At 43.2% G+C, this 13,628-nt stretch carries 12 protein-coding genes; 5 read left to right on the forward strand and 7 right to left on the reverse strand.

Translation table 11 applies throughout. From position 1 onward, the window contains the following. Positions 1–306: 306 nt before the first annotated feature. From R2S57_RS18585 to R2S57_RS18595, 3 genes are all read right to left on the reverse strand, one after another. Entirely contained in the window at positions 307–747 is a 441-nt protein-coding gene (locus R2S57_RS18585) for a hypothetical protein (protein WP_316846444.1), read from the reverse strand. A gap of 182 nt (positions 748–929) precedes the next feature. Beyond that, a complete protein-coding gene (locus R2S57_RS18590) occupies positions 930–1,223 on the reverse strand; it encodes a hypothetical protein (RefSeq protein ID WP_316846445.1) in 294 nt (97 codons plus the stop codon). A gap of 76 nt (positions 1,224–1,299) precedes the next feature. After that, on the reverse strand, positions 1,300–1,536 hold the full coding sequence (locus R2S57_RS18595) for a helix-turn-helix transcriptional regulator (protein ID WP_316846446.1): 237 nt from the start codon (positions 1,534–1,536) through the stop codon (positions 1,300–1,302). 986 nt (positions 1,537–2,522) lie between these two features. Between R2S57_RS18595 and R2S57_RS18600 the strand changes: the two genes are divergently transcribed. Genes R2S57_RS18600 through R2S57_RS18610 form a run of 3 tightly spaced genes read left to right on the forward strand, consistent with a single transcriptional unit; the run spans position 2,523 to position 7,743 of the window. Continuing rightward, positions 2,523–3,095: a TlpA disulfide reductase family protein gene (locus tag R2S57_RS18600; RefSeq protein WP_316846447.1), complete on the forward strand. Its 573-nt coding sequence runs from the start codon at positions 2,523–2,525 to the stop codon at positions 3,093–3,095. 1 nt (position 3,096) lies between these two features. Beyond that, the gene (locus R2S57_RS18605) at positions 3,097–6,354 is read left to right on the forward strand and encodes a SusC/RagA family TonB-linked outer membrane protein (RefSeq protein WP_316846448.1); all 3,258 of its coding nucleotides are present in this window, start codon (positions 3,097–3,099) and stop codon (positions 6,352–6,354) included. 24 nt (positions 6,355–6,378) lie between these two features. After that, positions 6,379–7,743: a RagB/SusD family nutrient uptake outer membrane protein gene (locus R2S57_RS18610; RefSeq protein ID WP_316846449.1), complete on the forward strand. Its 1,365-nt coding sequence runs from the start codon at positions 6,379–6,381 to the stop codon at positions 7,741–7,743. Positions 7,744–7,807: 64 nt separating this feature from the next. On the opposite strand, the gene R2S57_RS18615 is transcribed toward R2S57_RS18610, so the two are convergent. The 4 genes from R2S57_RS18615 to R2S57_RS18630 form a co-directional block, all read right to left on the reverse strand. Further along, positions 7,808–8,188, reverse strand: a complete 381-nt coding sequence (locus R2S57_RS18615; RefSeq protein WP_316826049.1) for a hypothetical protein — start codon at positions 8,186–8,188, stop codon at positions 7,808–7,810. Positions 8,189–8,306: 118 nt separating this feature from the next. Beyond that, positions 8,307–8,750: a MauE/DoxX family redox-associated membrane protein gene (locus R2S57_RS18620; protein ID WP_316846450.1), complete on the reverse strand. Its 444-nt coding sequence runs from the start codon at positions 8,748–8,750 to the stop codon at positions 8,307–8,309. A 194-nt stretch (positions 8,751–8,944) separates the two neighbouring features. Further along, positions 8,945–9,529, reverse strand: a complete 585-nt coding sequence (locus R2S57_RS18625; protein WP_316846451.1) for a hypothetical protein — start codon at positions 9,527–9,529, stop codon at positions 8,945–8,947. A 267-nt stretch (positions 9,530–9,796) separates the two neighbouring features. Further along, positions 9,797–10,939: a hypothetical protein gene (locus R2S57_RS18630; RefSeq protein ID WP_316846452.1), complete on the reverse strand. Its 1,143-nt coding sequence runs from the start codon at positions 10,937–10,939 to the stop codon at positions 9,797–9,799. A 367-nt stretch (positions 10,940–11,306) separates the two neighbouring features. Here R2S57_RS18630 and R2S57_RS18635 point away from each other — a divergent pair, with 367 nt between their 5' ends. Together R2S57_RS18635 and R2S57_RS18640 are read left to right on the forward strand one after the other, a co-directional pair. Continuing rightward, positions 11,307–11,585 carry a helix-turn-helix domain-containing protein gene (locus R2S57_RS18635; RefSeq protein ID WP_316846453.1) on the forward strand — a complete coding sequence of 93 codons (279 nt, stop codon included), beginning with the start codon at positions 11,307–11,309 and terminating at the stop codon, positions 11,583–11,585. Between the two features lie 712 nt (positions 11,586–12,297). Continuing rightward, positions 12,298–13,557 (forward strand): 6-bladed beta-propeller, encoded by a 1,260-nt coding sequence (locus tag R2S57_RS18640; RefSeq protein WP_316846454.1) that lies wholly within the window; start codon positions 12,298–12,300, stop codon positions 13,555–13,557. The last annotated feature ends 71 nt before the right edge of the window (positions 13,558–13,628 follow it).

Below are 13,628 nucleotides of genomic sequence, written 5' to 3' on the forward strand. Positions count from 1 at the left end.
TGAAAACTATATTCGGTAGCTCAGACAAAACAGCGCATATTATGGAGGATCTTCTACCTTTATAATTCTCATTAATAAATACTCTACTTATATGCTTGTCGTTGCTAAGTTTTGTGTATACATTCTCAAAAATTGTTTTTGAGATCCTAGCACTTTTCTTTCCATTTGAGCTTATCCTTATAAGAAAGTCATCAGTAACTTCGTAAATTACATTCTCCTTTCTGTCTTTAATGGTACATATTTTTTTTCCTTTTAAAGGTTTTATATGTTGGTTCCATAATTTGTCGAAGCTTGCCATCAATCTTACTACTTTATCCTTATAACCTCAGGATAAAAATCCCAGTCATCTACCTTCATTCTGTTATTGTATATCTTTACATAGCCAGATGATTCGTGCCCAGGTGCGTGGGGATCACCAACCTGTTTCCAAATTTGTCCGTTTTGTAATTCAAAAGATTTTCCGGCTTCAAACCCCGTAAATGCTTCTATCATTTTATTCTCAAGAACATCGATTTTTTGAACAAATGTATATGAACCTCGTTCGTAAAAGCGCAGAACATTATTACCATTCACATTATAAATACCTACCTGTTCATTAAAACTACCGAAACCCAACGAATGAGAATCTAATCGTCTGAAATAACTATTATTGCCTAACTTATATATCTCATACCCGTTGATATGGAAATTGTGAGTTATTGTTCCAATAGAAATTCGATTTTTAAAATCGTTGTTAGTTAAATTCATTTAGTTTAAGTCAGTAGTTACATTATCTCCATCAATCATTATCCATCTGTTTTTAAGGGAGGTTTGCTGTATAGCGGTTTTGACCTTGTCGAGCGGAAAGATTCTTAATTGCAAAGATTAAACATTCCTAGATTTGTCATCACCTGTTTCTGTAGTATTTAAAGTCAAAGTTTTTAGGATCACTAATTCTCATCAAAAAACACATCACCGGTCTGAACATACAATGTATCTCCAGTAGTGAAAGTTATCTCTATAAGTTCACCTTCTGGATAATTAGCATTAATCTCGAATCTTTCAAATTTACCTGTGAGGTTATTTATGCTGTTTTTCTGATTTTGGCCGTTGGGGTTATCAAAATATTTTGTAAACTTAATAGGGTTGTTTGAAATGAACTTTTCCAATGCTGCAACATTCTCGTCACTATACTCTGCATTTCTATTTTTGATCAATTCTTGAAATTTATCCTTTAATGCCATAATATTTGGTTGAAATTTATTGGTTATTATACTGCAACACAGGCTTTCAATTATCTCTAGGCTGTGTTCTCAAAATTTACTTTTTTTTAAACTCTTCGATTTTGGATTTACTCCAATCGCTTGGATTTAATAAATCTCTGATGTCAACTCTCAGGAATTCAGCTATTTTGTGTAAATCGTTTAAAGATGGTTGCCTATGATTATTAGTCCACCTAGAAACCGTTTCTTCAGATTTCTTAAGATATTTTGCAATATCCCTGTTGTAAATGTTTTTACTTTCGAAAACTTCAGCCAAACGATTGATACCCTTCATACTATCAAAAAAAAATTAAAAAAGTTTGACGTTTAATGAAAAACTTTTTGTATTATTGTTCTATCATAATGCGAAACTTGAAGCAGGTGTACCTGTTTTAACGATGTTACTCGTCCAAAATCCGCCAGATTTTATCCACGAGTTATCGAGTGTTCGCCTTTATACTGGAATTTTATACATTTGTATATTCCAGTAGGGCGTACCTCGTAAACTTTTGGGAAACTTTTTATCTCTTTGATATAAAGCGGTTTCTGGCGGAACCATGGCAAAAGTGAAGAGGTGCGCCTTATTGGTTTTTACCAATCTGGTTTCTTTTCTTAGCTTTTGTGGAGTTCGCATCGTTTTTACATAAAATTACCGTTTATGAAAACGACAAAATTAAGCGCCATCAAATCGTATCACTTCCAGGAAGTGGTATTAAGTTATTCCCTTGAACTCTTGTTAAAGAACGTTATCTGTTCTCCATCGTAGTGCGGGTGCCGGAATATCAAGCGTAAAAAAAGCCCGATTGAGCTGGGGTTGGTGTGTGAGAGCGCACTGATTCCCGTTGGGTTAATTTAGCTTGATGCCAGCCCTTTATTGCTTTTTGGGCAAGGGTGCATTACTATGGTTTTTCGCAATCCCAAGGTAGGTATCTTTTTTCTAATTATCAATACGGTTTCTCGTAGCTGCGCATGTTTGTGCGATGGGGCTGGTTTTTGCCTAAATTTTTTGTTTCTGTTTTTCTTTTTTATTAATTAACCATTAGTGTATGAGCCTGTTTATGTTTTTTTCTTTTGACTGGCTTTATGCTTTGAAGCCTAAGAATCCTGTTTGAATTGGCTGGGGCCCATGGGTTTTGCTTTCCCTTTTATTTCTTTATGTTATTGGTTCTGGGGGCTTGTGGGCTTGTTTTCTTTGTGTTTTTCTTTTTTTGCTGTGTTTTTTGCAGTCTTTCTGCTGTCTGGGGTTCCGGGCGGTTTTTATCAACTAACTGAGATTTTATTATGAAAAAAACGATATTTTTTATCGCTGTGGCTGTGCTTTGCCTTTTTTTTAGGGGTTTTGGGCAGTCTGGTGGTGGTGTTAGCGGTTCTTATGGGACGGCTGCGATTCGGATCGGGGAGAAGGTTCCGGATCTGTTGTTTGTGCATGTGTTGAACGGGGATAAAAGGCCGGTTTCGCTGTCTTCTTTTAAGGGGAAGGCTGTTATCCTGGATTTTTGGGGTACTTGGTGCGGGAGTTGTATTAGCAGTTTTCCAAAGATGGAGAAGCTGCAGGAGAAGTATGGCAGGTATCTGCAGATTTTGTTTGTGGATGATTCTACGGTGGATTCGCTGGAGAATACAAGTGCTTTTGTGGAGTTGCATGAGCGTGCGGGGGAGGTGTTTTCTATTCCGATGATCTGGGACAAGGGGTTTACGCCGGTTTTGTTCCCGCATCAGAGTTACCCTCATTATGTGTGGATCGGGGCTGACCGCCGGGTTGCCGCTATTACTGATGGTACGCATTTTACGGAGGCTAATTTTGAGCGCTTTTTTGCGGGGCTGGAGCTGAATTTAAAAAGGAAGGAGTTTTAGGATGGGGGGCTGTTGGAGGTTATCGGATTTTTTTGGGAGGTATGTTTCCGTTCCGGTGTTTTGTGGTGTTTTTGTTTTGTGTGCTGTTTTCTGTTCTCCGGTTTTTGCGCAGAAGCTGGCGGTGCCGGTAAAGGTGACCGGTAGGGTGGTGGTCCCTGATGGTCTGCCCAACCAGGTGTATGTGAGGTCGAAGTACAGTGGTGCGCTGCGGACTGATTCCGTGGGCAGTTTTGAAATTATGGTGAGGGCTTTTCCGGATACCCTGCGTTTTTCGAGGTTGGATCTTTTTCCGGTGACTAGGGTGCTGCGGGGTGTGGGTGATCTTTCCGGCCCCTTGCTGGTGCGGATGATCCAGCAGGTTAAGGAGCTGGAGCAGGTTGAGATCAGTACGGGTTATCAGAAGGTGAAGCCTAATGAGACCAATGGCACGGTTTCGGTAATCGACTCTAAAATGCTCGGTGCGGGGACTGGAACAAATATCCTGGACAGGCTTTTGGGGCAGAGTTCGGGTCTGCTGTTGAATGTGGGTAAGTCGAATGCGAATCCGCAGAATAAAACGGGGATATCGGTGAGGGGGCTCGGGACAATAAACGGGCCGCTGGATCCGCTGATTGTGTTGGATGGGTTTATTTATGAGGGTGATATCAATAATATCAATCCTTTTGACATTGAGAGTGTATCGGTACTTAAGGATGCTTCTGCTTCATCGATCTGGGGTGCAAGGGCTGGGAATGGGGTGATTGTGATCAGTTCAAAAAAAGCGAGGTTGAACCAGTCGCTGAATATTTCATTTAATGCAAATGTAACGGTACGCGGCCTTCCTGATCTGGGGCAGGTGAAACAGGCTGCTGCTTCGGATGTTCTACAGGTGGAGCGCGCGCTCTTTGATCAGGGGTATTTTGATGCGAGGATCATTAATGGTTATTCTGCGCTTACTCCCGGGGTTGAGCTGTTCTTGTCACGCCGGAACGGGGTGATCTCTGCTGCGCAGCTGCAGGCGGGTCTGGATGTTTTAACGGCTACGGACCTCAAGAGGGAGTGGCTGAATGAGTTTTATACCCATGCGCTCACTCAGCAGTATGGTTTAAATATCAGGGCGGGTACCGCTGGGAGTGCCCAGACTGTTACTGCCGGTTATGACCGCGGTTATGATGAGAACTATGCGGCATCCAGGAGGTTTAATCTGCGTTATGCGCAGGAAACCATGCTTACGCCAAAACTTTCGCTTTCCACTTCCATTTCTCTGACTTTCGCTTCTGGCAGCTCGGGACGCCCGGGTTATGGTTCTCAGCTGATTGCGGGCAGGGCGGGCTATGGGCCGTTGAGGGATGCCGCAGGTAATCCGGTTGCCTGGGCCCGTGAGTTTAGGTCTGCCTATACTGATACTGCGGGATTGGGAAAGTTACAGGACTGGAATTATTATCCTACCGAGGAATATAAACATGTAACTTCCACTTTTGACCGCCAGGAACTGCTCGGGTCTGCCGGTCTGCGTTATAAGGTGTTTGATTTTTTGAACGTGGAGGCGAGTTATCAGCGCCAGAAGCAGGACATGACAGCTGTCCAGACCGCTGATGCGGAGAGTTTTGCTTCCAGGAACCTTATCAATTCTTACAGCCAGCTCAACCGGGTTACCGGGGTGGTCAGGTATGTTGTGCCAAGGGGTGGCAGCCTGAGCACTGACCGCCAGGAGGTGTCTTCTTCCACGGCGAGGCTTCAGGTGAACCTGGACAAGAATATCGGTGTTTCTTCTATCGGCTTTCTTGCCGGTGCGGAAACGCGGGAATCACGGGTAGGTGGCAGTGGCGATATGTTATATGGTTATCAGGCTGATCCACTTGTTTTTCAGGCAGTAGATTTTGTTGGCAGTTATCCGAATTTTATTACGGGAAATTCGATGCCTATACCCGGTGGCAACAGTTTGCTAGGTACACAGAACCGTTTCATCAGTTTTTATGGGAATGGGTCTTATACTTATAAGGGCAAATACAGGTTTTCAGGGAGCGTGAGGAGGGATGGTTCAAACGTTTTTGGTGCCAATACCAATGATAAATGGAAACCGCTATGGTCGGCCGGACTGGGCTGGTCTTTTTCGCAGGAGTCCTTTTATGACCTGTCCTGGCTTCCCATACTTCGTTTTACACTGACCTATGGCAGGAGCGGAAACGTGGATCTTTCAAAGACGGCGTATGCATCCGGTATTATGGGGTCCAATTCTACATCTGTTCTTCCTTTTGTTCGGATTTCCAGGATCAACAATCCTGACTTGAGATGGGAGCAGCTTTCACAGGTAAACCTCAAGGCTGATTTTGCGCTCAGGGGTGACCGGCTGAAAGGAAGTATTGCTTTATACCGCAAGCATGGTTCGGATCTTTATGGCTCTTTTCTTTATGATTATACTACGTGGGGAGCTTCTGCTGAACTTACCAGGAATGTTGCGGACATGGAGGGGAGGGGGCTGGATGCGGAGCTGCATAGCAGGAATATTTCGGGCAGGGGGTTCAATTGGTCGTCTGATCTGTATTTAAGCCTCAACAAAAATAAAACGGTAAAATATTATTCGACCAATAACAGTCTTTCGGCGCTGCTTGGCGGGGGTGGGTCGATTACCCCTGTGGTTGGTCTGCCGCTGTATTCGATTTCCGGATATAAGTGGGGCGGGCTTGACGCTTCGGGTAATCCGATGGGTTATGTGAAAGGGGTTCTGAGTACGGATTATTCGGCAATAGCGGATGAAGGCCGTTTAAGTGCTGCAAATATTGAATATGTCGGGCCTGCCAGCCCTACCTGTTTCGGATCGCTGATCAATTCGTTCAGCTTCCGCAACTTTACGGTTTCATTCAATATCAGTTATAGATTTGGGTATTTTGTTAAAAAGCGGTCTTTCGTTTCTTCGGAATTTATAGGCTCTGGGGTGCTCCATCCGGATTATTACTCAAGGTGGCAATTTCCCGGCGATGAGAAAAGGACTGACGTACCATCTCTTATGTATCCGAACGATGATCTGCGGGATAATTTTTATACCAATGCTGTGGTAAATGTTATTCCTGCGGACAATATCAGGCTGGATTATGTGAATTTGGGTTATCACATCAATGCTGAAAAATGGAGGATACCTTTCCGTACGCTCGATGTATTTGCGAATGCGGCCAATCTTGGGCTTTTGTGGAAGGCGAACCGTTTTGGGCTTGACCCTGATTATCTTGATCAGGTTAGTCAGACAAAGGGATATACCTTTGGTATCAGGGGAAGTTTTTAATCGTGGATAATAAAAAACTTAATTATGAAAATCAAAATATTTGTGGCGGTGCTGGCCTTGAGCGGTTTGACACTGCTTTGCCCGGGCTGCAAAAAGTATCTGGAACTGAAGTCGGATTCGAAACTTCTGGTTCCCGGTAAGCTTAATGAGATCCAGGGGGTTCTTGATGATGTCGGTCAGATGAACAACCAAAGGAGCCCATCCTATGGGGAGGCCTGTGCGGGGGATTTTTTTATACCGGAAATAGGTTCGCTGAACCAGTTGGTCAGGGATATTTACGTGTGGAAAAAGGTGGATTACAGGTTTCCCAATGACTGGTCTGCAGGTTACCTGCCTATATATAATTCAAACCTGTGCCTGGAACTTTTAGATAAGGTGCCGAGAGATTCGAAAAATTCCCTGGATTGGGACAATGTAAGGGGATCAGCACTTTTTTTTAGGAGCTATTATTTTTACCTGTTGACTGCGCAGTTTGGCCTTGGTTATGATGCCTCGTCTTCTGAAAATGATCCGGGGATTGTGCTCCGGTTAAGCTCGGACTTTAATGTCCCCTCGGTCAGGTCCAGTGTCGGTGCCTGTCTACGCCAGGCCATAAAAGATTTATCGGAAGCTTCTGAACTGCTTCCTGAGAATCCACTGGTACTCACACGTCCCTCGAAGGCGGCTGCTTATGCACAGTTGTCCAGGATTTATCTGTATATGCGTGATTACGAAAAATCCCTGATCTATGCTGATAAATGTCTGAAGATCAAGTCGGCCCTAATGGACTTTAACGGTGACAGTGATATCTCGGGAATTGGGCTTAATGTGCCTTTCCGAAAGTTCAATAAGGAAATCGTTTTTTACAGCGAGATGGCCAATGGGTTTTCATTGCAGGCCCCAAGTACTGCCCGCATTGATACGATGCTGCATGCCTCTTTTGGGGTGAATGATCTTCGAAGGGCAATCTACTTTAGGCCCAGTGGTAAATACCAGCAGTTCAAGGGAAGTTACAGTGCAAGTGCATCACTTTTGTTTACCGGACTTGCTACGGATGAGGTTTACCTCAATAGGTCTGAGTGCCGTGCATGGACGGGGGATATCGGTGGGGCAATGGCCGACCTGAACCTGTTGCTGAAAAAGAGATGGAAGGGAACGGTAATCTATGATCCGGTTACGGCGGTCGATAAGGCCGGGGCATTAGCTGGCATACGTGCCGAACGTAGAAAGGAGTTGCTGATGCGCGGTCTGCGATGGGGGGATCTTAAGCGATATAATAGGGAGGGGCTGGGAATACGGTTGGAAAGGACAATTAGTGGGGTTAGCTATTTTCTCGAACCCAATGCTTCGTTCTATGCGCTTCCCCTGCCGACGGATATTATAGAGATTGCCGGCATTCCGCAGAATTAGTATTTGAATTAGGTTTAGTTAACAATCAAAGAACAGGGCCGGATGGCCCTGTCTTTGTTTTTGGCTATTTTGTTCTGTTGGATATCTCCATCAGCCCGTCAGCGGAACCTTGGACGTAGTAGGTTGCTGTTATAGTATTTGGTGCTGCGCTCAATAGGGCAGAGTTCTGTAGGACACCAGCGCTCACATAACTATTGTCGATCTGTAGCGAGCAGGGAACCTGGTCTACGTCGTTACAGGTCTGTGAATTTGTGGTGGTTGTCCAGTTGGATTCTTTTTCGACTTCCGCTTGAAGGAAACTAGGCCCATGGTAGTAAACGGTTACCGGTACACGTTTTAGGCTTGCAATGATGCCTGCTGGTTTAAATGCGGACTGGGTCAGTACCAGGGTTAGACCAAAAATAAAGGCGAATGCGCCAAAGCTGATTTTTTTTAAAGTGTTCATAGTTTAAGGGGGTTTTTACAATGAAAAACCGGCAAAAATTTTAGGTAATGGTGTTTTGCACCGGATGTTGATTTTTATCTCCGTGCCGGTGAAGCTTCTTGACGGGCACGTGTTCTGTTCAGTCTGATTTTCCCTGCCTCCTTTCTTTTTTGGTGTATAAATAGAGTGCTAAGGTGTTTATGGTGAGAAAGAATATATTGAAGAGCAGGTGCATGCGCCATCCCAGAAACTTGAGTACGCCGCCACAGCTGCAGGGTACTTTGATGTAGTAGCCGCTGAGGATCAGTATGATATAGAGGGTGAAGATGCCCAGTAGTATCAGTGATATCTTTAGTCCGGGTTTTTGGTATTTTCTCGCGAGCAGTACTGCTGTTAGGAGTTCGGATACGGGGAGGGCTATGGTCAGGATCTTGGCTGTTGTTTCGCTGAAATGCTGGAGGTGCAGCTGGTTTTTGAAATCCGGAAAATCCATCAGCTTTGATCCCCCTGTATATACCCAGAGTATGATCAGCAGGCTGGTGATGATTTTGAGGGCTAAGTCCCTGTTTAATAATGTGTTCATTTTTTTTTCGCTTTCTGTTTCTTAGTGTAAATCTCCGGCCTCTGTGGCTTTTTGGGCTCATATCTGGATTAGAAAATTTGGGCCGGGTGCATTTTTTTGTCTAATCTGGAATAGGTATTACCCGGTTTTGGGCAATACCTATGGTTTTATGGGGCGTTTTTTTGTGTTTTCTTTTTCTTTTTTTTTGATTTGTTTTATTTTTTTCCCCTTAATGCACTCAGGGTGTTGGGATGGATGCCCAGGAAGGAGGCCATGTCTGTAATGGATACCCTGTTTGAAAGTTCGGGCCTGAGTTTCTGTAGCTGTTCGTAACGGAGCTGGGCGGCGAGGATTTCCCTGAGGATGGTCCGTTCGATCTGGTTGAGGTAGTGCTGTCCGTGGATGTTGTTGTAGAGGTGTACAATGTGCGGGAAGATCCTGGGAAGGAAGAGATAATGCCGCTCGTTTATTGCTAATGTTGTTGTGTCCTCGAGGAAAATTATGGACAGGTCTATCGCCTTTGCGGGGGCGATCTGTTGGATATGGGGGATTGATGGCAGAAAATTTCCTTCAAAGAAAAAATCCATTGTGTGTTCTTCGTGGGTTTCCCTGTCGGTGGAATACAGTTTGGCTGCGCCACTGGTGATGCAGCTCAGAAAGCTTTCAGGTGGGAGATTTGCTGTGATGGTCTGCTTTTTTTTGAATTCCTGGGTCTTTAAAGCCTGGGTAAGGTAGGCTTCCAGGCCGATGGGCAACTGGTCATACTTTTTTAGTGCGGTGAAGTAAAGTGCTGTTTCCATTTTCGTTTTTCCTGTAAAGAAATGTTGTTTTTGGGCTTTGTCAAGTTGCTGGATCAGCAACCCCAAGCAACCCCGATTTTCTTAAACTGGATTTTTGGGGTTTTGGGTTTATGCACTATTTTTTATTGGATGTTGGGTGGATTGGGTTGATAATTGAGGTGGATATTTGGGGTTAGCGGGCAGATTATATGGGAATTTGGCTTATTGAAGGTGACTGCCTTGGTGTTTATTGCTTTGTAGGGATGTTTTTTTGGAATTATGGGATTGCTACAGCTTTTCCTGGGCGAGGGAAAGCATGGTTACGATTTTATCGATCACTTTTTCCAGGTCTTCTGTTGAGGCGCTATAGTAGGCGTTTTTAAAGCTTTTGGCGGAGATCCTGTCGGTTTCGTTCGTGCGGTAGTGTTTGGCGATGTATTCGTGGAGGAGTTTTGGGGTTTCGGTGATGATGATGTTGGCTTCTACCTGCAGGTGGATGAAGATGGCGAGCTGCCGCACGGTGAGGGTTACTTTGTAGCGGTCGTCCAGAAGCCCGTGCTGGTGAAGATGGGCTCCAATGCTGTCCATCGAGTTTAGGTAGTCGAGTTCTGATGCTATGAATTTGAGCAGGCTCTCCTGGATTGCGGGGAGGTCCGGGTTATACTTTTGACTATTCGATGGGCTGGTCTGGTTGATGCTTTTTTTGATAAAGTTTAATGTGGTGTATTGTGCGGATATTTCTTCGCAGCGCTCAACTTCTCTGCTGAAGTAGGTGCAGCAGAATTCATAAAACAGCGGGTGGTTGTAGTTGAGGGATATCATGCGCAGGATAATATCCAGCAGTTCTATTCCGGCTTCTATTTTTTCCATCTGTTCCCTCAGCGTATCCAAAAAGGATTCCATGTAATCCCTTTGTCCATAGGTGGTATTTTTGTGGGTGGTCATGATTTCTTTCAATGTGTTCTCTAAATTATTGATGGGCTGTTTGGGGTTTTTACGGGAGCTGATGATCTGTATCAGGTGGGTTGCTTTTTGATCAATCCTGGCGCTTGTCTTTTGGGCAAGTGATCTGGGAAGCATCGCCTGGTAATTGAAGTAGGCAGGGAAATATTTTTGAAGGTCCAGGCTTAGGTTTTCTGCTGAGTGCAGTAGGATTTCAATGATTTTTTTTCTGCTGTTTTCTTCTTTATGGTCGAATATGGTTTCTTCCAGTCTTTCGATCATAATATGGATTGCCTGTTGGTGTTGGTGGATGTACTGCTGGGTTTTTGCGGGATCCATTTGTGGGGTACTGTTCTGTAGGGCGATGAGGATGCGGTCGGATTCCAGTTTGATCTCTGACTTAAGTTCTTCAATGCTGATGCTTTCGGTCTGATCAATATGGATGGTCTGATCGAATATCTGGTGGTAGGTGAAGAGTTCGAAATTCATTTTTTTTATTTTAAGGGGGCTGCTTAAAATAAAATTCCGCTGCCTGTTTTTTTTATGTCCGTGGTGAAGTGGGGTGTTCCCGTGGTGAAATAGTGTTTTTTGCAGGTAATCTTTTTCTGATGTGCTGTTTTTTATGGGGTTATGCATTTTTATGATGTCTTGGTTGCTGGTTTGAGCAACCCTGCAGCAACTTGACAAGTGTTGGTAAAATTGTTTTATTTGCCGCTGTAGATGCTTTTTTCGATGTATGCCGGGTATTTTGATGTTTTGTTTTTGAGGATGTCCTTGTTCGGGTTGCAGTAAGTTCCGCTCTTTGATATTGGGGACGGATTAAGCTTTGATGTTGACATTTTAACCTATCGTTCCAATGAATAAAATTGATGCGCTGTTGGATGTTCTGTCCAAAATCTACCAGATATTGGTTCTGGTTTACAATAGTAAGTACCATGGCAGCCTGGTTTTTGATGAGGATCCGCAGATGGACCGCCAGGAGGTGAAGGATTATCTGGGGATCAGTGAGAGTACTTATAAACGCAAGGTCAAGGAAGGGGTACTGAAGCCGCAGAAACTTCCCGGTGGGGATAAGTATTTTAAGAGCCAGTTGCTCAGTGAGTTTAAGGAAAGCAGGAGGCGGGGCAGGGTTTGAGTTATCGATTTAAAATAAGGTTCAGATCAGTACTACGGAGAAAACGGTCTGTTTATGGCAATTCCTTGTGCTGATTTATAATAGCTTTTCCAATAGAGCATGTTTTCCTTTATATTAAGGTTCAATCAAGGTCATACGGCAAAAGCGAAGTATACAGTTGGAATGAAAACCGGTACACTTTTAGGGAAATCCAAGCATGATCGGATTATCCATCAATTGGGGTAAATCCTCCATTTCTGTGAAATTGTTTTGGGATTAAATTGCGGAACATAATGTAAAAGAAACAGTCATCTAAGATAACCCATTATTTGTGGGTACTGAATTAACCAATATGAAAAACGCTCATTCAAATCCCCAGTTTTTAATTAGAAAGCAGCATTGGCCTTATAGCTTTGGTATTGCGATTTGATTATTTGTAGGATAGGTCTTGAGCGCTTGTGAAACGGAAAGCTGTTGTATTTACCTGCTGAGTTTGTAAACAGGGTTTGGTTATGGCCGTGCTCTATTTTAAGATCAAAAAATAGCTTCGCGGAGAAAAAAATACAGGATTGTTGTCTCGCATTTTATCTGCGCTGGCAATACTGCGTATTATGCTCCATAATGACCACTTACCTACACCTTATAAAAATTGCCTTTCGCGCTGGTTTATAACAATGGTAAATTGAACATATTGGCTGTGCAGGCTGTCCGGAAATTATATACCTAGAAATTAATGAAAAAAAATAATATCGGTAGGCTAATGTTTTATAGTTTGATGTCAACTATTTTAACTGTTGGTGCTTTTGCGCAGGAACTGCCCAAGATTCGCATAAATCCGGTACAGGCTTACGGGGGTAAGGTTTCGGAGTATTTTGAGAAGGTTGAATACATTCCTTTAGAGACAAGCAAAAAATGTATGCTGGGATATGTGACCAGGCTTATTGTGACAGATAGCAGTTTTGTTGTGTATGATGCAGATACCCATAGTGTATATTTTTTCACCTTGCTGGGTAAGTTTATCACAAAGATAAAAGGCAAAGCAGAGAGTTTGGGTGAAAATATAGAGTTTAACAACAGCTTAAATTGTATCGAGTTTTCGCGTGGGGCCAGGTCTTCCCATACCCGGGAAAAGAAGTATTATAGTAAATCGGGTAAATTGATCGATAATAATAATGAAGCACCCAGCTCTTCGAAAAATCCCGAAATGCTTCCGTTTGGGAATGGCTATTTTGCATTAGCGAACGGCTGTTTTATTCCCAATTTAAAAAGTGTAAAAGACAGCATTGTATACCGCCTTGAGACCTATAAAAATGATATTCTGTATAAGTCATTATTGCCGGTCAACCAAAAGGAAAACGAGGCAATCTGCGCTATTAATGGTTTTTTAATGTTACCTGAAAGGGTAGACGGAAATGCGTTTTATATTTCTACTCCCCTTGATTATAAGGTTTATCATGTGGATAAGGATGATGCAAAACCGGTATTCCAATTTGTGTTCCCCCGGGAAAGGGTTTTTGCAAAGGAAATATTGACATCGCATGATAAGGAGCTGATAAAGGCTACTGCAGAGAAATATTTCCTGAATCCAGATCCTCTGAAAATTATGAACGTATCAAATATTTTTTATAAAGGTGATAATTTATTTTTCAAGATAAACCCAAGGATCTATGTTTCAAGCGGGGGATCGGAAATTGAGCACCAGTATAATTTTATTTTTAATACCACTACTGAGAAACTGGTTTCGTTAGAACGCCTCGTTGGGGACGGAAGTAATTATTTTTTGCCTATTTTCAATGAAAGGATGAAGGTTGAGGGGCTTAATGAATTCGAAAAAGGTGTTTACTACTCCAATATTTCATCTTTTAATATGTTTGCTTCATTGGAGGCGACAAAGGATAAAAAACCGCAGTACCCAGCTACCTTGCAGGACTATTTTAAAACCCAGAACCGAAAAAGTAATCCCGTTATCGTGCGGATGAAGTTGAAGGAGTAAAATCCGTGGCATTATTATCTGATAGGCTTACCATCCGGAAGACAATTAAGAGTGATACGGTGGTGAGTATG

The sequence above is a fragment of the Pedobacter psychrodurus genome (genome assembly GCF_032678585.1).
Taxonomy (GTDB): domain Bacteria; phylum Bacteroidota; class Bacteroidia; order Sphingobacteriales; family Sphingobacteriaceae; genus Pedobacter; species Pedobacter psychrodurus_A.

Bases quoted from the DNA above. Each gene is read 5' to 3' on its own strand.
- R2S57_RS18605 (WP_316846448.1), top strand. From the start codon at position 3,097: ATGGGGGGCTGTTGGAGGTTATCGGATTTTTTTGGGAGGTATGTTTCC.
- R2S57_RS18625 (WP_316846451.1), bottom strand. From the start codon at position 9,529: ATGGAAACAGCACTTTACTTCACCGCACTAAAAAAGTATGACCAGTTG.
- R2S57_RS18595 (WP_316846446.1), bottom strand. From the start codon at position 1,536: ATGAAGGGTATCAATCGTTTGGCTGAAGTTTTCGAAAGTAAAAACATT.
- R2S57_RS18600 (WP_316846447.1), top strand. From the start codon at position 2,523: ATGAAAAAAACGATATTTTTTATCGCTGTGGCTGTGCTTTGCCTTTTT.
- R2S57_RS18615 (WP_316826049.1), bottom strand. From the start codon at position 8,188: ATGAACACTTTAAAAAAAATCAGCTTTGGCGCATTCGCCTTTATTTTT.
- R2S57_RS18590 (WP_316846445.1), bottom strand. From the start codon at position 1,223: ATGGCATTAAAGGATAAATTTCAAGAATTGATCAAAAATAGAAATGCA.
- R2S57_RS18585 (WP_316846444.1), bottom strand. From the start codon at position 747: ATGAATTTAACTAACAACGATTTTAAAAATCGAATTTCTATTGGAACA.
- R2S57_RS18640 (WP_316846454.1), top strand. From the start codon at position 12,298: ATGAAAAAAAATAATATCGGTAGGCTAATGTTTTATAGTTTGATGTCA.
- R2S57_RS18635 (WP_316846453.1), top strand. From the start codon at position 11,307: ATGAATAAAATTGATGCGCTGTTGGATGTTCTGTCCAAAATCTACCAG.
- R2S57_RS18620 (WP_316846450.1), bottom strand. From the start codon at position 8,750: ATGAACACATTATTAAACAGGGACTTAGCCCTCAAAATCATCACCAGC.
- R2S57_RS18630 (WP_316846452.1), bottom strand. From the start codon at position 10,939: ATGAATTTCGAACTCTTCACCTACCACCAGATATTCGATCAGACCATC.
- R2S57_RS18610 (WP_316846449.1), top strand. From the start codon at position 6,379: ATGAAAATCAAAATATTTGTGGCGGTGCTGGCCTTGAGCGGTTTGACA.